11 protein-coding genes are annotated in these 16,713 nt (G+C 70.4%); 4 read left to right on the top strand and 7 right to left on the bottom strand.

Translation table 11 applies throughout. The features are described 5' to 3' along the window. Positions 1 to 187 precede the first annotated feature (187 nt). Both O145_RS18580 and O145_RS04535 read left to right on the top strand, forming a co-directional pair. Positions 188 to 781 carry a TetR/AcrR family transcriptional regulator gene (locus O145_RS18580; RefSeq protein WP_052374668.1) on the top strand — a complete coding sequence of 198 codons (594 nt, stop codon included), beginning with the start codon at positions 188 to 190 and terminating at the stop codon, positions 779 to 781. 107 nt (positions 782 to 888) lie between these two features. Further along, positions 889 to 1,536: an NAD(P)-dependent oxidoreductase gene (locus tag O145_RS04535; RefSeq protein ID WP_043560289.1), complete on the top strand. Its 648-nt coding sequence runs from the start codon at positions 889 to 891 to the stop codon at positions 1,534 to 1,536. Between the two features lie 438 nt (positions 1,537 to 1,974). Here O145_RS04535 and rplI read toward each other — a convergent pair whose 3' ends face one another. The 5 genes from rplI to O145_RS04510 form a co-directional block, all read right to left on the bottom strand. Then, positions 1,975 to 2,430 (bottom strand): 50S ribosomal protein L9, encoded by a 456-nt coding sequence (rplI, locus tag O145_RS04530; RefSeq protein WP_043560288.1) that lies wholly within the window; start codon positions 2,428 to 2,430, stop codon positions 1,975 to 1,977. Positions 2,431 to 2,445: 15 nt separating this feature from the next. Beyond that, the gene (gene rpsR / locus O145_RS04525; protein WP_043560285.1) at positions 2,446 to 2,682 is read right to left on the bottom strand and encodes a 30S ribosomal protein S18; all 237 of its coding nucleotides are present in this window, start codon (positions 2,680 to 2,682) and stop codon (positions 2,446 to 2,448) included. A gap of 171 nt (positions 2,683 to 2,853) precedes the next feature. Then, complete coding sequence (locus O145_RS04520) at positions 2,854 to 3,450, bottom strand: single-stranded DNA-binding protein (protein ID WP_043560282.1); 597 nt, start codon at positions 3,448 to 3,450, stop codon at positions 2,854 to 2,856. 24 nt (positions 3,451 to 3,474) lie between these two features. Beyond that, positions 3,475 to 3,762, bottom strand: coding sequence for a 30S ribosomal protein S6 (gene rpsF / locus O145_RS04515; RefSeq protein WP_043560280.1), 288 nt, complete (start codon positions 3,760 to 3,762; stop codon positions 3,475 to 3,477). Positions 3,763 to 4,036: 274 nt separating this feature from the next. Beyond that, a complete protein-coding gene (locus O145_RS04510; protein WP_043560278.1) occupies positions 4,037 to 6,427 on the bottom strand; it encodes a transglycosylase domain-containing protein in 2,391 nt (796 codons plus the stop codon). A gap of 426 nt (positions 6,428 to 6,853) precedes the next feature. Here O145_RS04510 and O145_RS04505 point away from each other — a divergent pair, with 426 nt between their 5' ends. Continuing rightward, positions 6,854 to 10,303 (top strand): PPi-type phosphoenolpyruvate carboxykinase family protein, encoded by a 3,450-nt coding sequence (locus O145_RS04505; RefSeq protein WP_043560275.1) that lies wholly within the window; start codon positions 6,854 to 6,856, stop codon positions 10,301 to 10,303. A 128-nt stretch (positions 10,304 to 10,431) separates the two neighbouring features. Beyond that, positions 10,432 to 13,371, top strand: a complete 2,940-nt coding sequence (locus O145_RS04500; protein ID WP_043560273.1) for a cation-translocating P-type ATPase — start codon at positions 10,432 to 10,434, stop codon at positions 13,369 to 13,371. A 106-nt stretch (positions 13,372 to 13,477) separates the two neighbouring features. On the opposite strand, the gene O145_RS04495 is transcribed toward O145_RS04500, so the two are convergent. Both O145_RS04495 and O145_RS04490 read right to left on the bottom strand, forming a co-directional pair. Then, positions 13,478 to 14,308: a MerR family transcriptional regulator gene (locus O145_RS04495; RefSeq protein ID WP_043560356.1), complete on the bottom strand. Its 831-nt coding sequence runs from the start codon at positions 14,306 to 14,308 to the stop codon at positions 13,478 to 13,480. Between the two features lie 633 nt (positions 14,309 to 14,941). After that, positions 14,942 to 16,465 (bottom strand): NCS1 family nucleobase:cation symporter-1, encoded by a 1,524-nt coding sequence (locus O145_RS04490; RefSeq protein ID WP_052374666.1) that lies wholly within the window; start codon positions 16,463 to 16,465, stop codon positions 14,942 to 14,944. Between the last annotated feature and the right edge of the window lie 248 nt (positions 16,466 to 16,713).

Raw genomic sequence — 16,713 nt, 5'->3', positions numbered from 1 at the left:
GTACGAGGAGAAGAAGCGTAGTAAGGGGCAAAGAGGCGTAGTAAGTGCCGCAGGGGGCGGGAGGCGTGTGCGGGGCGAGCAGCCGCGCGCGCCCGGCCCCGCCCGACACCCTGCGGGATCCACCACTGCGGGAGCTCTCACCATCACCTTGATTGACACGTGTCTAACTTCCATCTATGTTGGCCACATGTCCAACAAGAGTGGCTCGCGTCTTGCCCCCGAGGAACGCCGCAGCCAGATCCTCGGCGTCGCCGCTGAGCACTTCGCCCGCTACGGCGTCATCGGCACCTCCGTGAGCGCGGTGGCCAAGGCGGCGGGCGTGGCCCGCGCCCTCGTCTACCACTACTTCCCGGGCAAGGAGGATCTCCTGCGCGCCGTCCTCGAGTCCGAGGCGGACCAGCTCCTCGCGGACACGGACATCGACCCGAGTCTGAGCCCGCGGGACAACGCCGAGGCGGCCCTGCGCGCCTACCTCGCCCGATTCCACTCCGCCAGCGGAGGCCTGCGCGAGCTCTACGCGACCGGCGACCCGGCAGGGATCAGCACCGTCGTCGAGCGCAGCCGAAGCACGCATATCGAGCGCATCCTCGCTCTGACGGGGGCGGAGGACACCCCGGCAACGCGCCGCAGCCTTCACGCCTGGCTCGTCTTCGTCACGGCTATCGGCCAGGACATCGCCGACGCCGGCCCCGCCGAGCAGGGCGAGGCCATCGACCTGTGCCTGTCCGTCCTGGCCACCGTCCTGGGACGCGACCTCGAGGCGACCGACACCGGCTCCTGAGCCGCCCCGTCCCAGCGACAGCCACTCGCCCGCCCATTCACAGAGCGACTACCACCTCCCGCCCGACAGCGTCGGGCCCGATACTCGCGCACCTTAAGGAGAACACCATGAAGCTCACCATCATCGGAGCCACGGGCAACGTCGGCTCCCGCATTCTGTCGCGAGCCCTCGCAGCCGGTCATGACGTCAGGGTCGTGGCCCGCCGCCCCGAGGCGATCGCGGCCGCCCCGAACCTGTCCGTCATCCGGGGGTCGGCCACCGACTCGGAGACCATCGCCCAGGCGGCCCGGGACGCCGACGCCGTCGTCGTGGCCATTACCGGCAAGCCCTCGGACAAGTCCTTCATGCAGACCAACCTGCCCGGGGTGATCGAGGGCCTCAAGAGTGCCGGGGCGCCGCGCCTCGTACTCGTCTCCGCCTTCGGAGCGGGCGACACGGCGGGCAAGGCCTCCTGGTACATGCGGTTCGTCTACCGCCACGTGCTCGGCGGCTTCATGACGGACAAGGACGCCTCGGACAGGCTCCTCCAGGCCTCGGGCCTTCCGTGGACGATTCTCTACCCGGTCAACCTCAAGGACGCCGCCGCCACCGGCGCGGCCGTGAGCCTGCCCCTGGACCGGGTCGCCAAGGTGCCGGGCCTGCCGACGCTCTCCTTCGATGATGCCGCGGCCCAGATCCTCGCGGCCGCCGAGAACCCGGACACGCGCGGTCAGCGCCTCCTCGTGACCACGGAGAAGGGGTTCCGCCGGTCCTGAGACCTGACTCACGACGGCTTGGCGGGACTTGCTGGTTGGTGCTGATTCTTCGTCGGGATGGCGCGGTGCGCGGCAGCACCTGCCCGGGCGTCCTCCGCGCACTGCCTCAGCCACGAGCCGGCCGCCCTCGTGCACGGCCCGACTGTACGCGCGCAGGAGCCGGACGTCAGCGTCGTCGTGCCATACAAACCGCGCCGTCGAAGCACGCCCGGCAGCAGTCCACTCCCTCTGCCTCTGCATTGCGCCCCCTCCTGCGTCGAGATAGACATTCTCGTACGAGGTCAACGGTGTCACCGCCGATCTCGTACGAGAATGTCTATCTCGACGGGGCGCCGCGGCCGTACCTTGAAGGTACGGCCGCGGCGCCTGAGACGACCGGGCGCGCAGGGGTACGGGGGTACGGCCTCGCGGACGCCAGCAAGGCCGGAAAACCGGCCGTCAGCGCGCGGCGACGACGTTGACCTCGAGGGGGGCGACGACGTCGGGGTGCAGGCGCACCGAGGCGCTGTGACGGCCGGTGGACTTGATCGGGGGGACGACCTCGATCTTGCGGCGGTCCAGGGCCGGACCGTCCGCATCCTTGACGGCCTGGGCGAGGTCGGCGGTCGTGACGGCGCCGAAGAGGCGGCCGTTCGCGCCGGCGGTGGCGGTGACCGTGACGACGTTCTCGGTCAGCCAGGCGCGGGCGGCCTGAGCCTGGTCCAGGGAGGCGATGGCGCGCTTGCGGCGGGCCTCGGCCATCTGGTCGATCTGGCGCTGGGCGCCCTTGGTCCACGGCGTCGCGAGCTTGCGGGGAATGAGGTAGTTGCGTGCGTAGCCGTCCTTGACCTCGACGACCTCACCGGCCTCACCGAGGTGAGACACGTCGTGCGTGAGAATGAGCTTGGTGGTCATTCCTTCCTCCTCCCGTCAGCGAGCAGAGCTTGAGTAGGGCAGCAGCGCCATCTCGCGGGCGTTCTTCACGGCCTTGGCGATCTTGCGCTGGTCCTGGACGGACACGCCGGTGACGCGGCGCGCGCGGATCTTGCCGCGGTCGGAGATGAACTTCCGCAGCGTGGCGGTGTCCTTGTAGTCGATAGCGCCGACCTTGATGGCCTTGATGGGGCCAATCTTCTTCTTCGGCTTACGAAGCTGGGGCTTCGCCATAGTTCGGTACTCCTTGCTTCAAGCGCCTCGGGCGCTCATGGTGCCAAGCGCTCCATGCGCTCATGCGAGATGTGATGTGTGCGCGGCGCCGGCCGGCGGCGCACTGCGCAATGAGGGCCGGCCTGGCGGACCGAAGCCGTCGTCGGCCCGACCCGCGGCGCCCCCGGAGGATCAGAACGGGGGCTCGTCGCCGAAACTGGTCGCCCCGCCCGTGGCCCACGGGTCGTCCGAGGCGCCACCGGCCGGAGCGTTGTACGTCGGCTGCTGGCCGCCGCCCCCGCCGTAGCCGCCCTGGCCGCCGCCGTTGTAGCCGCCGGAACCCCCCTGGCTGGGGGCGCCCTGGTTCTGCTGGTAGCCGCCCTGGCCGCCACCGCCCTGGTAACCGCCGCCGTAGCCGCCGCCGCGCTCATTGCGCGTGACCTGGGCGCGGGCGCGGAACAGCGACGGGCCGACCTCGCAGTTCTTCAGCTCGTAGACGGTGCGCTGCTCCCCGGACTGGGTCTGGTAGGAGCGCTGGGACAGGTTGCCCTGGACGATGACGCGCATTCCCTTCTTCAGGGACTCCCCCGCGTTCTCGGCGGCCTCGCGCCACAGCTCGCACCCCAGGAAGAGCGGGTCGCCGTCCGACCACTCGCCCGTCTGACGGTTGCGGACGCGCGGGGTCGAGGCCACCCTGAACGAGCACACGGGGATGCCGCTGCTGGTGTACCGCAGCTCGGGGTCCGCGGTGAGGTTTCCAATGACGGTGATGGTGGTCTCGCCAGCCATGCTTCTCTCCGTTCCCGGTCGGTCTCAGGCCTCGGGACGCAGGAGCTTGGTGCGCAGAACGGACTCGTTGAGGCCGAGCTGGCGGTCGAGCTCCTGGGCGGTCTCGGGCGCGGTGGTCATATCGACGACGACGTAGAAGCCCTCGGACTTCTTCTTGATGTCGTAGGCGAGACGGCGCTTGCCCCAGATATCGATCTTGTCGACCGTGCCCCCGTTGCTGGGGACGACCTGCAGCAGCTTCTCGAGCGACTGCGCAATGGTGCGCTCATCCGTCTCGGGCTCGAGAATGATCATGATCTCGTAATGACGCATGCTTGGTACCCACCTCCTCTGGACTCAAGCGGTCACGGCCTTTCCGTGACAGGAGGGTGATGCGTGTGGCCGCGCCGCCGACCGGATGCCCGACGACGGGGCTGACTTCCGCACACTACCGGAGACGGTGCGCCGCCCGGAAGGCGGGCACCCCTCCGGGCGGCGTGCGGTGCGCCACGATGGACCGCGGGCGCGCGAGGAGCGCAGCGCCCGGCCGCGGCTCGGGGCAACTCACGACGACGGGGCAGGAGCCGGGGCCCGCCCCGCGACGTCGTCAGCGGCCGTTGTCTTTCTTCTGAGGTTGGTCTGGCTGCTTGGGAGGATCGGGATTCTTCGGCTGCTCCGGATCCTTCTGTGGGGCCGTTGGTTGCGGATTCGCTGGTTGCGTCCGGTCTTCTGAGCCTGGGTTCAGCCCGCCGCCGCCGCCATCGCCACCGCTATCGCCATTGCCGGGGGTCTCGGCCTGGTTGCCCTGCCCGGGCCCGACGGGCTGCTCGGGGACGGTCGTGGGCTCGGGAGCCTGCGGCTGCTGGGGCTCGGGAGTGCTGTTGTCCACCTCGGCGGGCGCCGGGGTCCCGTTGTCGAGGGCACCCGCCTGGTAGGACCCCTGGGTGCGATCGGGGAACTCCTCGACCGGAAGGTCCTTCAGGGCGGTGGTCATGTAGTCGGTGAAGATGTCGGCCGGATAGGTCGATCCGGTGATCTCGTCGTACTTGCCCCACGGGGTGATCGACTCCTCCTCACCGTTCGCGCCGGCCTGGTAGAGGGTGACCGCGGTGGCGATCTGCGGGGTGTACCCGGCGAACTGGGCGGACTTGTTGTCGCTGGACGAGCCGGTCTTGGCCGCAACGGGGCGCCCCAGGCTCTGGGCGGTCTTGCCCGAGCCGTTGTTGACCACCTGCTGCATGGCATAGGTCGCATCGGCCATGACGCCGTCGGAGAAGACCTTCTCCCCGTCAGTGGAGGGCGTGTAGGACACCGATCCCGCGCCGTTGGTCACCGTGGAGACGATGTGGGTGTCGCGCCGCGTCCCCTGCGAGGCGAAGGTGGCGTAGGCGGTGGCGATGTCAAGGGTGTGCGGGGAGGCCGATCCGAGCACGTTCTGAAGGTAGGAGTTCATGCCGACCGTGTCGTCGGGGTATCCCGCGCGTGTGGCGACCTCGTTGGTGGCATTGGGCCCGACGTCGCGGTTGAGCTGGACGTAGGCGGTGTTGACCGAGTCGGTCGTGGCCTGGATCAGGTTGATCCGGGGGTACTGCGCGCCCTGGAAGTTGGTGAAGGTGCCGTCGCCGATCTGCATGGGCGAGGACCCGTCATAGCTGTTGGACAGGGTCAGCCCGCCCTCCAGCCCGGCGATGAGCGCGAAGGGTTTGAAGGTACTGCCCGCCTGGGCGACGGCCTGGGTCGAGGAGTTGACCTGGTCGGTCAGGTAGTCCGAACCGCCGTACAGAGCCAGAATGCCGCCGTTCGTGGCATCGACGGACACCAGCCCCACGTGCAGGTTGTCCGCGTGCCCCTCAGGAAGGTTCTTGACGGCCTCGACGGCGGCATCCTGGTCGTCCTTGTTAATAGTGGTGACGATGTTCAGGCCGCCGGTATCGATCTGCTGGTCGCTCAGGTTGGCCCCGTTCTCGTCCCGGAGCTCGTTGCGCACCATCTGGAGGAGGTAGCCGTTCGGTCCCTCGTAGGTCTCGGTGCTCTCCGAGCTCACGGTCTGGGGGTAGGTCGCGGAGTCGTGCTGCTCCTGGGTGATGTAGCCGTCCTCGAGCATGAAGTCGAGGACGCGCTGCCATCGCTCCTTGGCCTTGTCAGGGTTGATGGCGGGATCCCAGGTGGACGGCGCGGGCAGGATGCCGGCCACCAGCGCCGCCTCGGAGACGGTCATCTCGGAGGCCGGGTGCCCGAAGAACTCGTTGGAGGCAGCCTCGATGCCGTAGGCGCCCCGCCCGAAGTAGACCGTGTTGAGGTAGGAGCCCAGGATCTTCTTCTTATTCATCTCCCGGTCGATCTTGATGGCCATAATGGCCTGCTTGAACTTGCCGGAGTAGGAGGACGTCGTGTCCACGTAGTAGTTCTTGACGTACTGCTGCGTCAAGGTGGACGCTCCCTGGCGGTCCCCGCCGCGCATATTGTTCACGAAGGCGCGGATAATGCCCTTGGGATCAACACCGTTGTTGGAGTAGAATGTGCGGTCCTCACTGGCGACGACGGCGTTGCCGACGTAGTCGGGCAAGCCGCTGGTATCGATAATGGTGCGGTCCACGTCTGCGAACTCGCCCATCTTGGTGGTGCCGTCGGCGTAGTAGACGGTGGTCGTCTGGGCCTGGGCGAACTCGCTGGGCTCGGGGACCTTGACCATCGCGTAGGCGACGGCGAACGCCCCCACGGCCAGGATGATGAGCAGCAGGAAGCTCCCCAGGTAGAAGCGCCACCCGGGGATCCAGCGCATCACCGGGCCCTTGCCGGCGCGCGGGTAGTTGATCCAGCGACGGCGCCTGGTGGCCTCCTGCCGGACACCGGGCCGCCCGCCCGCCTTCTTCCCGCGGGCGCCGCCCACGGGGACGGGCCCGGTCTGCCGAGCACCGCCCTGGCCGGTGTAGCGGCTCGCGGCCTGAGCCAGCTTCGTGCCCTTCGGTCGCTTGCCCTTGTTAGCGGAGTCTGCCACGCGGTCCTCATTTCTGTGCGGACGACGGCGCACTGCCGTCACGGACTGTCGTCAAGTATGGCGGCTTCGGCGTGCCATGAACAGCGGGAAGCGCCTGCGAGACTCCCGAATGAAACCCATGACCCGCGCCCCTCCTCGCCGTCGGGTCGCGGGCGCCCCACCGTCCACCCGGCCTCGGCGCTGCCGGCAATCGCGCAGAACGGCGCGGTTCCCCCTCTCCGCCGAGCCCGGGCCTGCCGCCCCGGCGTCGTCGTCGCCCCATGCGCCCGGTGGCAATCAGTAACCGATTCCGTGACCAAGGAGACCCGCTCGCCCTCTTCGTGGTGTGCAGCACGTCACGGATGCCGGGAGTCGCCGGGAGTCGCCGACACTCCCCGCGGGCCAATGAGACCGGCGTGTGTCGCGTCCCGCCATAGGCTCGGCGCCATGAGCTCTTCTCCTGCCGCGCCCACCAACTCAGCGAACTCAGCGATCGCGCTGCGCCTGGAGCTGCTCGGCGCCCCCGTCCCGGACCACGCCGCCCGCTCCGACTTCGACCGCGAGACCGACCGCCTCGTGGCGCCGATCCTGGCCCGCCAGCGCGAGCTGACCCGCCGCCTGGCCAACCGCCCGTGCGCCGCGGACCGGCGCATCCAGGCCTTCCTGGACTCCTACCTCGACGGCGCCGCCGCGCAGCCGAAGCTGCCCGGGGCGACCCTCGTCCTGGACCAGCCGGGCCTGGCCCGCGCGCTGTCCCTGCCGGTGGACGCCACCAGCTTCACCTCCGACTACGTCGAGAGCTACAGGGTGCTCTCCGGCGTCCTGCACAACCCGCGCAACGACCGCCGCACCACCGCCGGCGTCTTCCACGTCGCCGAGGGCGGCCTGCCCATCCCGGACGACAAGAAGGCCGTGCCCCGCGACGTCTTCGCCCGCGTCCTCGCGGCCGCCGTCGACGCCCCCGACGACCTCATGACCCTGCCGTGGGCCTCCACCCAGGCCGATCCGGCCCGCTGCTTCGTCTCCCTGCTGCTGCGCCCCGTCGTCGTGCCCGAGGTACCCGGCTTCTCCGCCGAGCGCTCCATGGAGATCCGCTTCATCGCGCCCGGCGGCCTGGTGTCCAACCTCGACTTCGTCGAGGGCATCTTCGGCAACGGCGGGGACCCCTACCTGCCTGAGAACGACGCCTCCCTGGCGCCGGAGTCGTGGACCGGGCACACCGGCTGCGTCATCCTCGCCCCGCACCTGACCCGCCTGACCAAGAAGGAGCTGGGGCTGCCGGCCTGGGAGGAGGCCACCGAGCGCCAGCGCCGCGACGGCATGTGCTGGCGGGGCGCCGACGAGCTCTACAACGACGGCAAGGCCTTCAAGCTGGTGGCCCGCGACGAGCGCGGCGTCATCGTCACCATTATCGCCGACAACTACTACGGCTACTGCAAGAAGGAGGTCAAGACCCAGATCAGCTACTCGGCCAACCTGTTCGGCTGCGTGGAGGAGGAGCACTCCGGCGGGGCCCTGGCCTTCCCTCGCTACAACCTGGGCCAGGAGTACACCGACGTCCACACCCCCGCCGGCGCCACCGTCGAGCGGGTGCTCGCGCGCAACCCCGGCCGCTTCGAGGCGCGCGCGGACGGCTCGGCGGTCCTGCTCGACGACGACGGCCGCCCGGACGAGGGGATTGTCCTGGTGCCCGCGGGCGCGCACTTCTCCATGCGCACCCAGACAGTGACCTGGGACCGCGCGGACGGCCGGGAGGCCTCCATCCCGCTGCTGGCCGACCGGGTCTACATCGCCCCCGGCGGCTACCGGGTCCACGCCAAGCACCGCGAGGGCGACGCCACCCAGTGGCACCTGGTGGGCACCGCGCCGTGGGCCACCCAGGCGCACAAGCCCGCCACCGTCTCCGGCGGCGGCAAGTCGGAGATCTCCAAGTCCCTCCTGGACGCCTTCGTGTTCGGGGAGGCCTACGTGGGCGACGTGGACGCCGACCTCGACGCCGTGCAGAAGATCCTGGACGGCAACTACGCCGACCGCTTCGTGGACCCGGCCAACAAGAGCGCCCACCACCGCCCGATCCTGTCCGAGCGCCGTTCGCTGGGCAGCGTCATCAAGCTGCTGACGCCCTCGAGCATGTACACCGAGGAGTACAACGCCTTCCTGGAGTCCATCCCGGCCCACATCAAGGAGCTCATTTTCACCGTCAAGCGCTACTACCAGCCCGGCTGGGGCGCGGACTGGCGCAGCCACTTCTCGGTCGGCATTATCAACGGCCGTAAGGGCAACTCGCTGCGCCTGGACGGCGAGGTCATCAAGGTCAACATGCTGCGCGTGGGCTTCGAGGACGACGGCGCCTGGCGCCTGCTGTCCCTGCGCCCGGACTTCTCCCCGGCCGCCAAGGTCCAGACCGAGGACGACATCACCTCCTCGATCGTGGCGCCCGGCGGCCTGGAGTCCACGGCCGGCTCCAGCGTCTCGCGCAAGTTCGTCACCAACTGTGAGTCGCTGCTCTTCCAGCGCCCCGACGACGCCATTGTGCGCGGCTACGACAAGCAGACCGAGCGGGACATGTCCGGCACGGGTCTGTTCATCTCGAACTACCAGCCGCTGACCCCGGCCGACGCCCGCGCCATGGTCGCCGACGCCCCCGGCCTGTCACGCTTCACCGAGCCCATGCAGGAGCTCGTGCGGCGCGCGGCCGCGATCCCCGAGGCGGCCGACCCGCGCGAGGAGACCTACTGGACCTCGACGGCGAACCCGCGCCTGGTCGGCGGCGCGCCCACCAGGAACCCGCGCTACCTGCAGGTGCGCCCGGACATCGCCAACCCCCGGGACGTCGCGCTGGCCGACCTGTCCATCCACCTGTACCGGGACGCGCCGCTGGCCGCCCCGGCGCGCCACGGCGTCGACGTCGTCGCCGCGGGACGCCGCAACAACCCGCCCGAGCCGGGCGTGCCCGCGCTGTGCGCCTACAACCCGCTGCACTACATGGAGCTGCCCGAGCTGTTCATGGAGTTCATCTCCTCCATGACCGGCAAGTCGCCCTCCACCACGGGCGCGGGCAGCGAGGGGGCGCTGACCAAGTCGCCCTTCAACGCGCTGCCGCCCGTCTACGACCTCAACGCCGCGCTGCTGTCCTACGCGCTGGGCGGCTACGACGGCTGGCTGAGCTCGGCGGGCTACATCGGCCCGAAGGTCAAGGTCGCCCACGACATCTCCCTGCTGGTGCCCGAGATCTTCTCGCGCATGACCCCGCAGGAGCGCGACGCCCGCGCCCTGATCGAGGCCGGCTACCTGGAGCGCCTGGAGGACTTCGACCACGAGGGCCGCCGCATCGAGGCCTCGCGTCTGGGCTACCGCATGAACGCCGCCTTCGCGACGGCCTACTTCGGGCGCATCTTCCTGCACCCCGACGTCGTGTTCACCGAGGAGATGCTGCGGCCCGAGCTGCAGGACCCGGCGATCTTCGCCGACTCCGTGGAGGTCATCGTCGCCACCCACCGGGCCGTGGCCAAGCACTACGTCGACGACGGCTCCATCCAGTGGGCCGTGCCGCCGCTCAAGGCGCTGCTGGAGATCATGTACTCCGGGCGCTCCGAGGAGGGGTGGACGCTGTCGAGCCCGGAGCTGCGCGCCCTGTTCGAGCGGGAGAACATCCTGGCCTCCGACTGGTACGCGGAGCGCGTGGACGCCAAGGTCGAGCGCGACCGCAAGCAGGCAGAGTCCGCGATCGCGGCCCTGACCCGCTTCACCACGACCCAGGGCAACGAGGAGGTCACCGAGCGCCTCGATATCGAGGGCCGCCTGGCCTCGGCGCGCGCCTGGCTCGACGAGGTCACCTCGCCGGCCTACCGGGCGCACCTGGTGGGCACGCTCGGCCTCCAGCCCTCCCTGGCCTGAGGCCCCGGACGTCCCTCACGCTGGCGCCCCTCGAGAGAGACATTTTCGTACGAGATCGGCGGTGTCACCGTCTATCTCGTACGAAAATGTCTCTCTCGACGAGATGGGGCTGCGGCTACAGTCTCTTCATGAGCGCGCCGACCGCACCCACGAACACGCCCAGTGCCCAGCCACCCGCACCCTTCGCCGAGAGCCCCGACGCCGTCGCCGCCGCCTGCGGTACCAGCCCCGACGCCGGCCTGAGTGAGGCCGAGGTCGCCCGCCGCCTCGGCTCCGACAGCCCCAACGAGCTGCCGAGCGAGCCGCCGGTCCCCGCCTGGCGGCGCCTCCTGGCCCAGTTCCAGGACCCGCTCGTCTACCTGCTCATTGTCGCCATCGTCGTCTCCGCGATCGCCTGGGTCCTGGAGGGCGCGCACGGCGTCCCCGTGGATGCGCTCGTCATTCTGGCCGTCATCACCCTCAACGCCGTGCTCGGCTTCGTCCAGGAGAGCAGGGCGTCCGACGCCGTCGCCGCCCTGTCTGAGATGACGCGGGCCACCAGCACCGTCCTGCGCGGCGGGAGCCGCCTCACGGTGCCCTCCGCCGACCTGGTCCGCGGCGACGTCCTCGTCCTGGGCGAGGGTGACCAGGTGGGGGCCGACGCCCGGCTCCTGTCCGCCGCCTCCCTGCGCGTCGTCGAGTCCTCGCTGACCGGCGAGGCCGACGCCGTGGCCAAGACCGTCGACGCCGTCGCCCCCGACGCCGACCTGGCCGACCGCTCCTGCATGGTCCACCGCGGCACCTCCGTGGCCCAGGGCACCGGGCGGGCCGTCGTGACGGCGACGGGCGCCGGCACCGAGATGGGCGGGATCGCCCGTATGCTGCAGGCCGTCGATGAGGAGGACACGCCCCTGGAGAAGGAGATCCACGTCATCTCCAAGACGCTGGGGGCGATCGTCGTCGTCATCGCCGTCGTCGTCGTGGCCACCCTGCTGCTCCTGGCGACCGAGCGCACCGCCGAGACCTTCATCGACGCCCTCCTCCTGGGGGTCTCGCTGGCCGTGGCCGCTGTCCCCGAGGGGCTGCCCGCGATCCTGTCGGTCGTCCTGGCGCTCGGCGTGCAGCGCATGGCCCTCCACAAGGCCGTGGTCAAGCGGCTCACGAGCGTGGAGACCCTCGGGTCGGCCTCGGTCATCTGCTCGGACAAGACCGGCACCCTCACCCGCTCGGAGATGACCATCCAGGAGGTCGCGACCGCCTCGGGCACCACGGTGGTCACCGGCATCGGCTACGCCCCGCACGGCGAGGTCGCCCCCGACGCCGACCGCGACGGGCGACCCGACCCCGAGCCGCTGGCCGGGGCCCTGCGCGACGAGGTCACCGTGGTCCTGTCCGGCGGGGCCATGGCCTCCGACGCCGAGCTGGCCGTGGACGACGGCGCCTGGAGCGTCGTCGGCGACCCCACCGAGGGCGCCTTCCTCGTCGCCGAGCGCAAGCTGGGCACACAGGGGAGCCGGGAGGGCCGCTTCGAGCGGGTCGGCGAGGTGCCCTTCACCAGTGAGCGCAAGCTCATGAGCGTCCTGTACACCGACGCCAAGCACGGCACCACGATCATCGTGTCCAAGGGCGCCCCGGACGTCCTCCTCGAGCGCTGCACCCGGGTCCGCGAGGGCGGCCCAGTCGGGGGCGCCGGCTCCGGCGTCGGCGGCTCCGACGACGGTGCCGGCGGGGTCGTCGGGGCGGCCGTCCCGCTCACCGAGGAGCGGCGCGGCTCCTTCGTCGAGCACATCCAGGACATGTCCGGCCGAGCGCTGCGCACCCTCGGGGTGGGCTACCGGGTGCTTCAGGAGGACGAGGCGCGCCGGGTCGCCCTCGCCACCGGGGGCGGGGACGCGGACCTCTCCGACCTGGAGAGCGACCTCGTGCTCGCCGGCGTCGTCGGCATTATCGACCCGCCCCGCCCGGAGGCGGCCGCCGCCGTCGCCGAGGCGCACCGGGCGGGCATCCGGGTCCTCATGATCACCGGCGACCACCCCGCCACGGCCGGGCGCATCGCCGCCGACCTGGGCATTGCCGAGCGCTGGGCCCACGTGCTCACCGGCGGCGAGCTGAGCAGCATGGACGACGGCGCCCTGGCCGACGCCGTCGCGTCCACGAACGTGTATGCCCGGGTGGCGCCGGAGCACAAGATGCGGATCGTCGGCGCCCTGAAGTCGCAGGGTCACACGGTCTCCATGACCGGCGACGGCGTCAACGACGCCCCGGCCCTGCGCGCGGCCGACATCGGCGTCGCCATGGGCGTCACCGGCACCCAGGTGACCAAGGAGGCCGCCGCCATGGTGCTGGCGGACGACAACTTCGCCACCATTGTCGACGCCGTGCGCGAGGGGCGGCGCATCTTCGACAACATCAAGAAGTTCCTGCGCTACCTGCTGTCGTCGAACATGGGCGAGGTGCTCACCGTCTTCGGCGGGGTGGTGCTGGCCGGCGTCATCGGCCTGAGCGGGCAGTCGGCCTCCGGCGTCGTGCTGCCGCTCATGGCCACGCAGATCCTGTGGATCAACCTCATCACCGACTCCGCCCCGGCCCTGGCCATGGGCGTGGACCCGAGCGTGGAGGACGTCATGGGGCGCCCGCCCCGCAGGCCCGAGGACCACGTCGTGGATGCCGCCATGTGGGGCGGAGTGCTCCTCATCGGGGCCGTCATGGCGGCCGCCACGCTGGGCACCCTCGACATCTTCCTGCCGGGCGGGCTGGTCGATATCACGGGGGTGTCCACCGACGACCTGGCCACGGCCCGCACGGCGGCCTTCACCACGCTCGTGCTCGCCCAGCTGTTCAACACGTTGAACTCGCGCTCGGAGACGGTCAGCGCCTTCAGCCACCTGCTGGTCAACCGGTGGCTGTGGGGCGCGATCGCGCTGGGGGTGGCGGCGCAGATCGCCGTGGTGGAGGTGCCCCTCCTGCAGGCGGCGTTCTCGACGTCGAGCCTGGACGCGGTGCACTGGGGCGTGACGGTGGCGATGGCCTCCCTGGTGCTGTGGTTCGACGAGGCCCGCAAGGCGGTGCGCCGGATGCGCGCCCGCTGACGCGCCGCACCCCCCGAGATAGACATTTTCGTACGAGGTCGGCGGTGTCACCGTCTATCTCGTACGAAAATGTCTATCTCGACGCCGGCAGAGCGCCGGCGCCGTCTCACTCCCAGACGGCGGTGGCCGGGTCCACCCCGTGGGCGGCGGCGTTGGCGTCGACGACATCCTTGAGCCAGGCGGCCAGGCCGTCCTCGATCCTGTCGTAGTAGGCGGTGAAGCGCGGGTCGGCGACGTAGCCGCGGGCGATGAGCACCTGCTTGGCATAGGTCGCGTCGAACCACTGGTCGATGCTCGCTCGGTGCCGCTCGGCCAGGGCGTTGGCCCGCTCGCTGCCGGGGGCGACGCCCTCGCGCATGGCGGCCGCCAGGTCGGCCTCGAGGGCACCCGTCTCCTTGGCGACGCACGCCCAGTCCCACCGGGTCATGGCGGCCTTGCGGGCGGACGACTGCGCCCACTCCTCGGTGCCGCCCCAGCGCTCCTCGGCCTCCTCCTGCCAGGCGGGGTCCCACTCGGCGCCGAGGATCTCGGCCTGCTGCTGCGGAGTCAGGTTCTGCCCCATACTGTTCCTCTCCATCATCGTGTCCACTGCCCGGAGCATCCGGGTCAGGTGAGCGATGCGGGCCCGGAGCAGCTCGCGCTGGCGGGCCAAGTGCGCGACGGCGTCGACGTGCGGGTCGTCCAGGACCCGGGCCACCTCGGCCAGCGGCATCCCGGTCTCCCGGTAGACGAGCACCCGGTGGATCCGGGCGACGTCCTCGGCACTGTAAAGCCGGTAGCCGGCCCACGAGCGGGCCGAGGGGACGACCAGCCCGATCTCGTCCCAGTGGTGCAGGGTGCGCACGCTGACGCCGACGAGCCCGGCGACTCGCCCGACCGTCATCTCGCCGGGCCCCTCGGCCCGGCCCCGCACGGTGTCCGCAAGCTCCATGAGCACAGCATCTCTCACGCCCGACAGCATGGGCCCTCACGCAGCGCGAGGGTCAAGACGAGGGCCGGCGCAGGTCGGTGCGGGCCGGCTGGATCCCACGAGCACCACAATCTGACGTTCACAGGAACTTGCCAGGGTTCATAGGGGTGAGTTTCCAGGCGGGTCGGGTTACATAGTGACTGCCGCTGGACGGAGCGGGCCGCGAGGGTTGGGGAACCCGGTGACCGGCTCGCTGCCGAGACGGAGTCGGGTCTTAGGGAGCCCGGCACCGGTCGCTCTGGCGAAGGAGGCGCGCTCCTCCGGATTTGGGAACCCGGAGTTGAGCCCCTCGACGACAAAGGCCCGCGGGCCGGGAGAGACAACCCGGCTCCGCGGGCCGCAGTCGTGTGTGCCGCCGCCGAGATCGGTCGTACTCCGGCTCGAGATCGGTTCACTTCCGCGTCGAGATCGGTTCAGGCCGGCGGCCGCAGGGCACGACGGCGTGCGCCAAGCGCCTCCGCGGCCGCGCGCTCAGTGCCGCCGTCGCACCCCGCACCGGACCTGTTCGGAGTCCACACGGCGCGACCCGCGCCGCCCGGCCCGAACGAGGAGCCCGCACGGACCGCACGGACCGCATGATCTATACGATCTATTCGGACTCTATGCGGCCTCCGTCCTGCTCCGCTCCTCGGCGGTCGGCACGGGCACCAGCCGCTCCTCGACCCCGCGCACGCGCATGACCGTCCAGTAGCACAGCGATCCGAGCGGGGCGGCGATGAACCAGGAGAACGGGGCCAGGGTCTGCAGCAGCGGCACCGGGACGAGCGCGATGCACAGGGCGATGATCGCCGCCGGAATGAAGGCGATCAGCGCATTCATATTGACTCCGCGGTGGTAGTAGTACCGTCCGTCGCGCGCCGGCGAGTACAGGTCCCGCAGGTCGACGCGTGCGCGCTTGAAGTAGAAGTAGTCAATGACGAGAATCCCGAAGAAGGGGCCCAGGAGCGCCCCCAGCGAGCCCAGGAAGTAGGTGATGGCCGCGGGGCTCCCGTAGAGGTTCCAGGGCGTGACCGCAATGGAGGCGACGACGGCGACGATTCCGCCCACCCGGAAGGAGATCCGCTTGGGGTTGACATTGGACAGGTCGAAGGCCGCCGAGACGAAGTTGGCGACAATATTCACCCCGATGGTGGCCACAATGAACCCGATGCTCACCACGTAGAAGACGATGTCGTTGTCGACCAGGGACAGCAGCTCGCCCGGGTCGTGGATGGCCACTCCGTAGACCTCGATGGCCGCCGCCGAGCACAGGACCGACGTCATGGCGAAGGCGGTCCAGTTCAGCGGCAGGCCGAGCAGGTTGCCCATGACCATGGAGCGCGAGCTCGGCGCGTAGCGGGCGAAGTCGGAGAAGTTGAGCATGAGGGTCGCCAGCGTGCCGACCGTCAGGCCCACCGTGACCAGCACCTGGTGGACCTGCGTGCCCGCCGGCGGCGCCACGCCGTCGGCGTTGACCGTCCAGTGGAACTGCCATCCGGCCCGGGAGAGCATCCACAGGCCCAGGCCGATCATAATGGCCCAGATGGTGGGGCCCGCGGCCCCCTGGAAGTGCCGGACCGCCTCCATCCCGCGCCACACGATGACCAGCTGGACGGCCGACAGGATCAGGAACGCCAGCCACCCGGAGAGCCGGAGGCCGAGGAACGAGGCGCTCCACGTCAGCATGCCCGGGAATATGCGCATGAGGAGCAGTTCCAGGGAGATGGAGGCGAGGTAGGTCTGAATGCCGTACCAGGCGATGGCGACAACGCCCCGGACGATCGCCGGGAAGTTCGCGCCCCACACGCCCCAGGTCACCCTGCTGATGACGGGGTACGGCGCGCCGGTCTCGTAGCCCATCTGCCCCGAGACGCAGCACGCCGCGAAGATGATCACGGTGGCGACGAGCACCCCGATGACGATCGCGAGCGGCGTCATGCCCATGAGCGTCCCCGTCCCGATGAACAGGGCGGCGGCGAATGTGTAGTTCGAGGCGTTGTGCGCGTCGTTCATCCACAGGGAGAACAGCGAGTAGCTGTTCCAGCTGCGGTCGCTCGCGCGCGCCGGGGCCAGGTCGTCGTTGAACAATCGTCCCGCGGTGTCGCCGCGGCGCAGCTCGTCGTGGCGGACGTCCAGTGCTTTCATGTCTTCTTCTCCTCACACCGTTGTCAGGTAGCGCGGGCCTGGCTGAGGGCTCGGCTCACCGCCGTCGCGGTGGCCGGCTGTCGTCACCGGCCCGCACCGTGACGACGACGGGCGCCCCGCGCCCGGGGCGCGCGATCGGCAGTGCGCCGCTCCCGCCGGCAGCCGACGGGCCTCCCCGCACCGGCGGTCGGCCTCAAGGTCTCCGACGTCGGAGGCCGCGGTACCCCGGTGGCCCCGCCCCGCCGGCG

The sequence above is a fragment of the Actinomyces israelii DSM 43320 genome (assembly GCF_000711965.1).
Lineage (GTDB): Bacteria > Actinomycetota > Actinomycetes > Actinomycetales > Actinomycetaceae > Actinomyces > Actinomyces israelii.
Note: the sequence above shows the minus strand (reverse complement) of the source record. Positions and strands in the feature narration are given on the sequence as shown.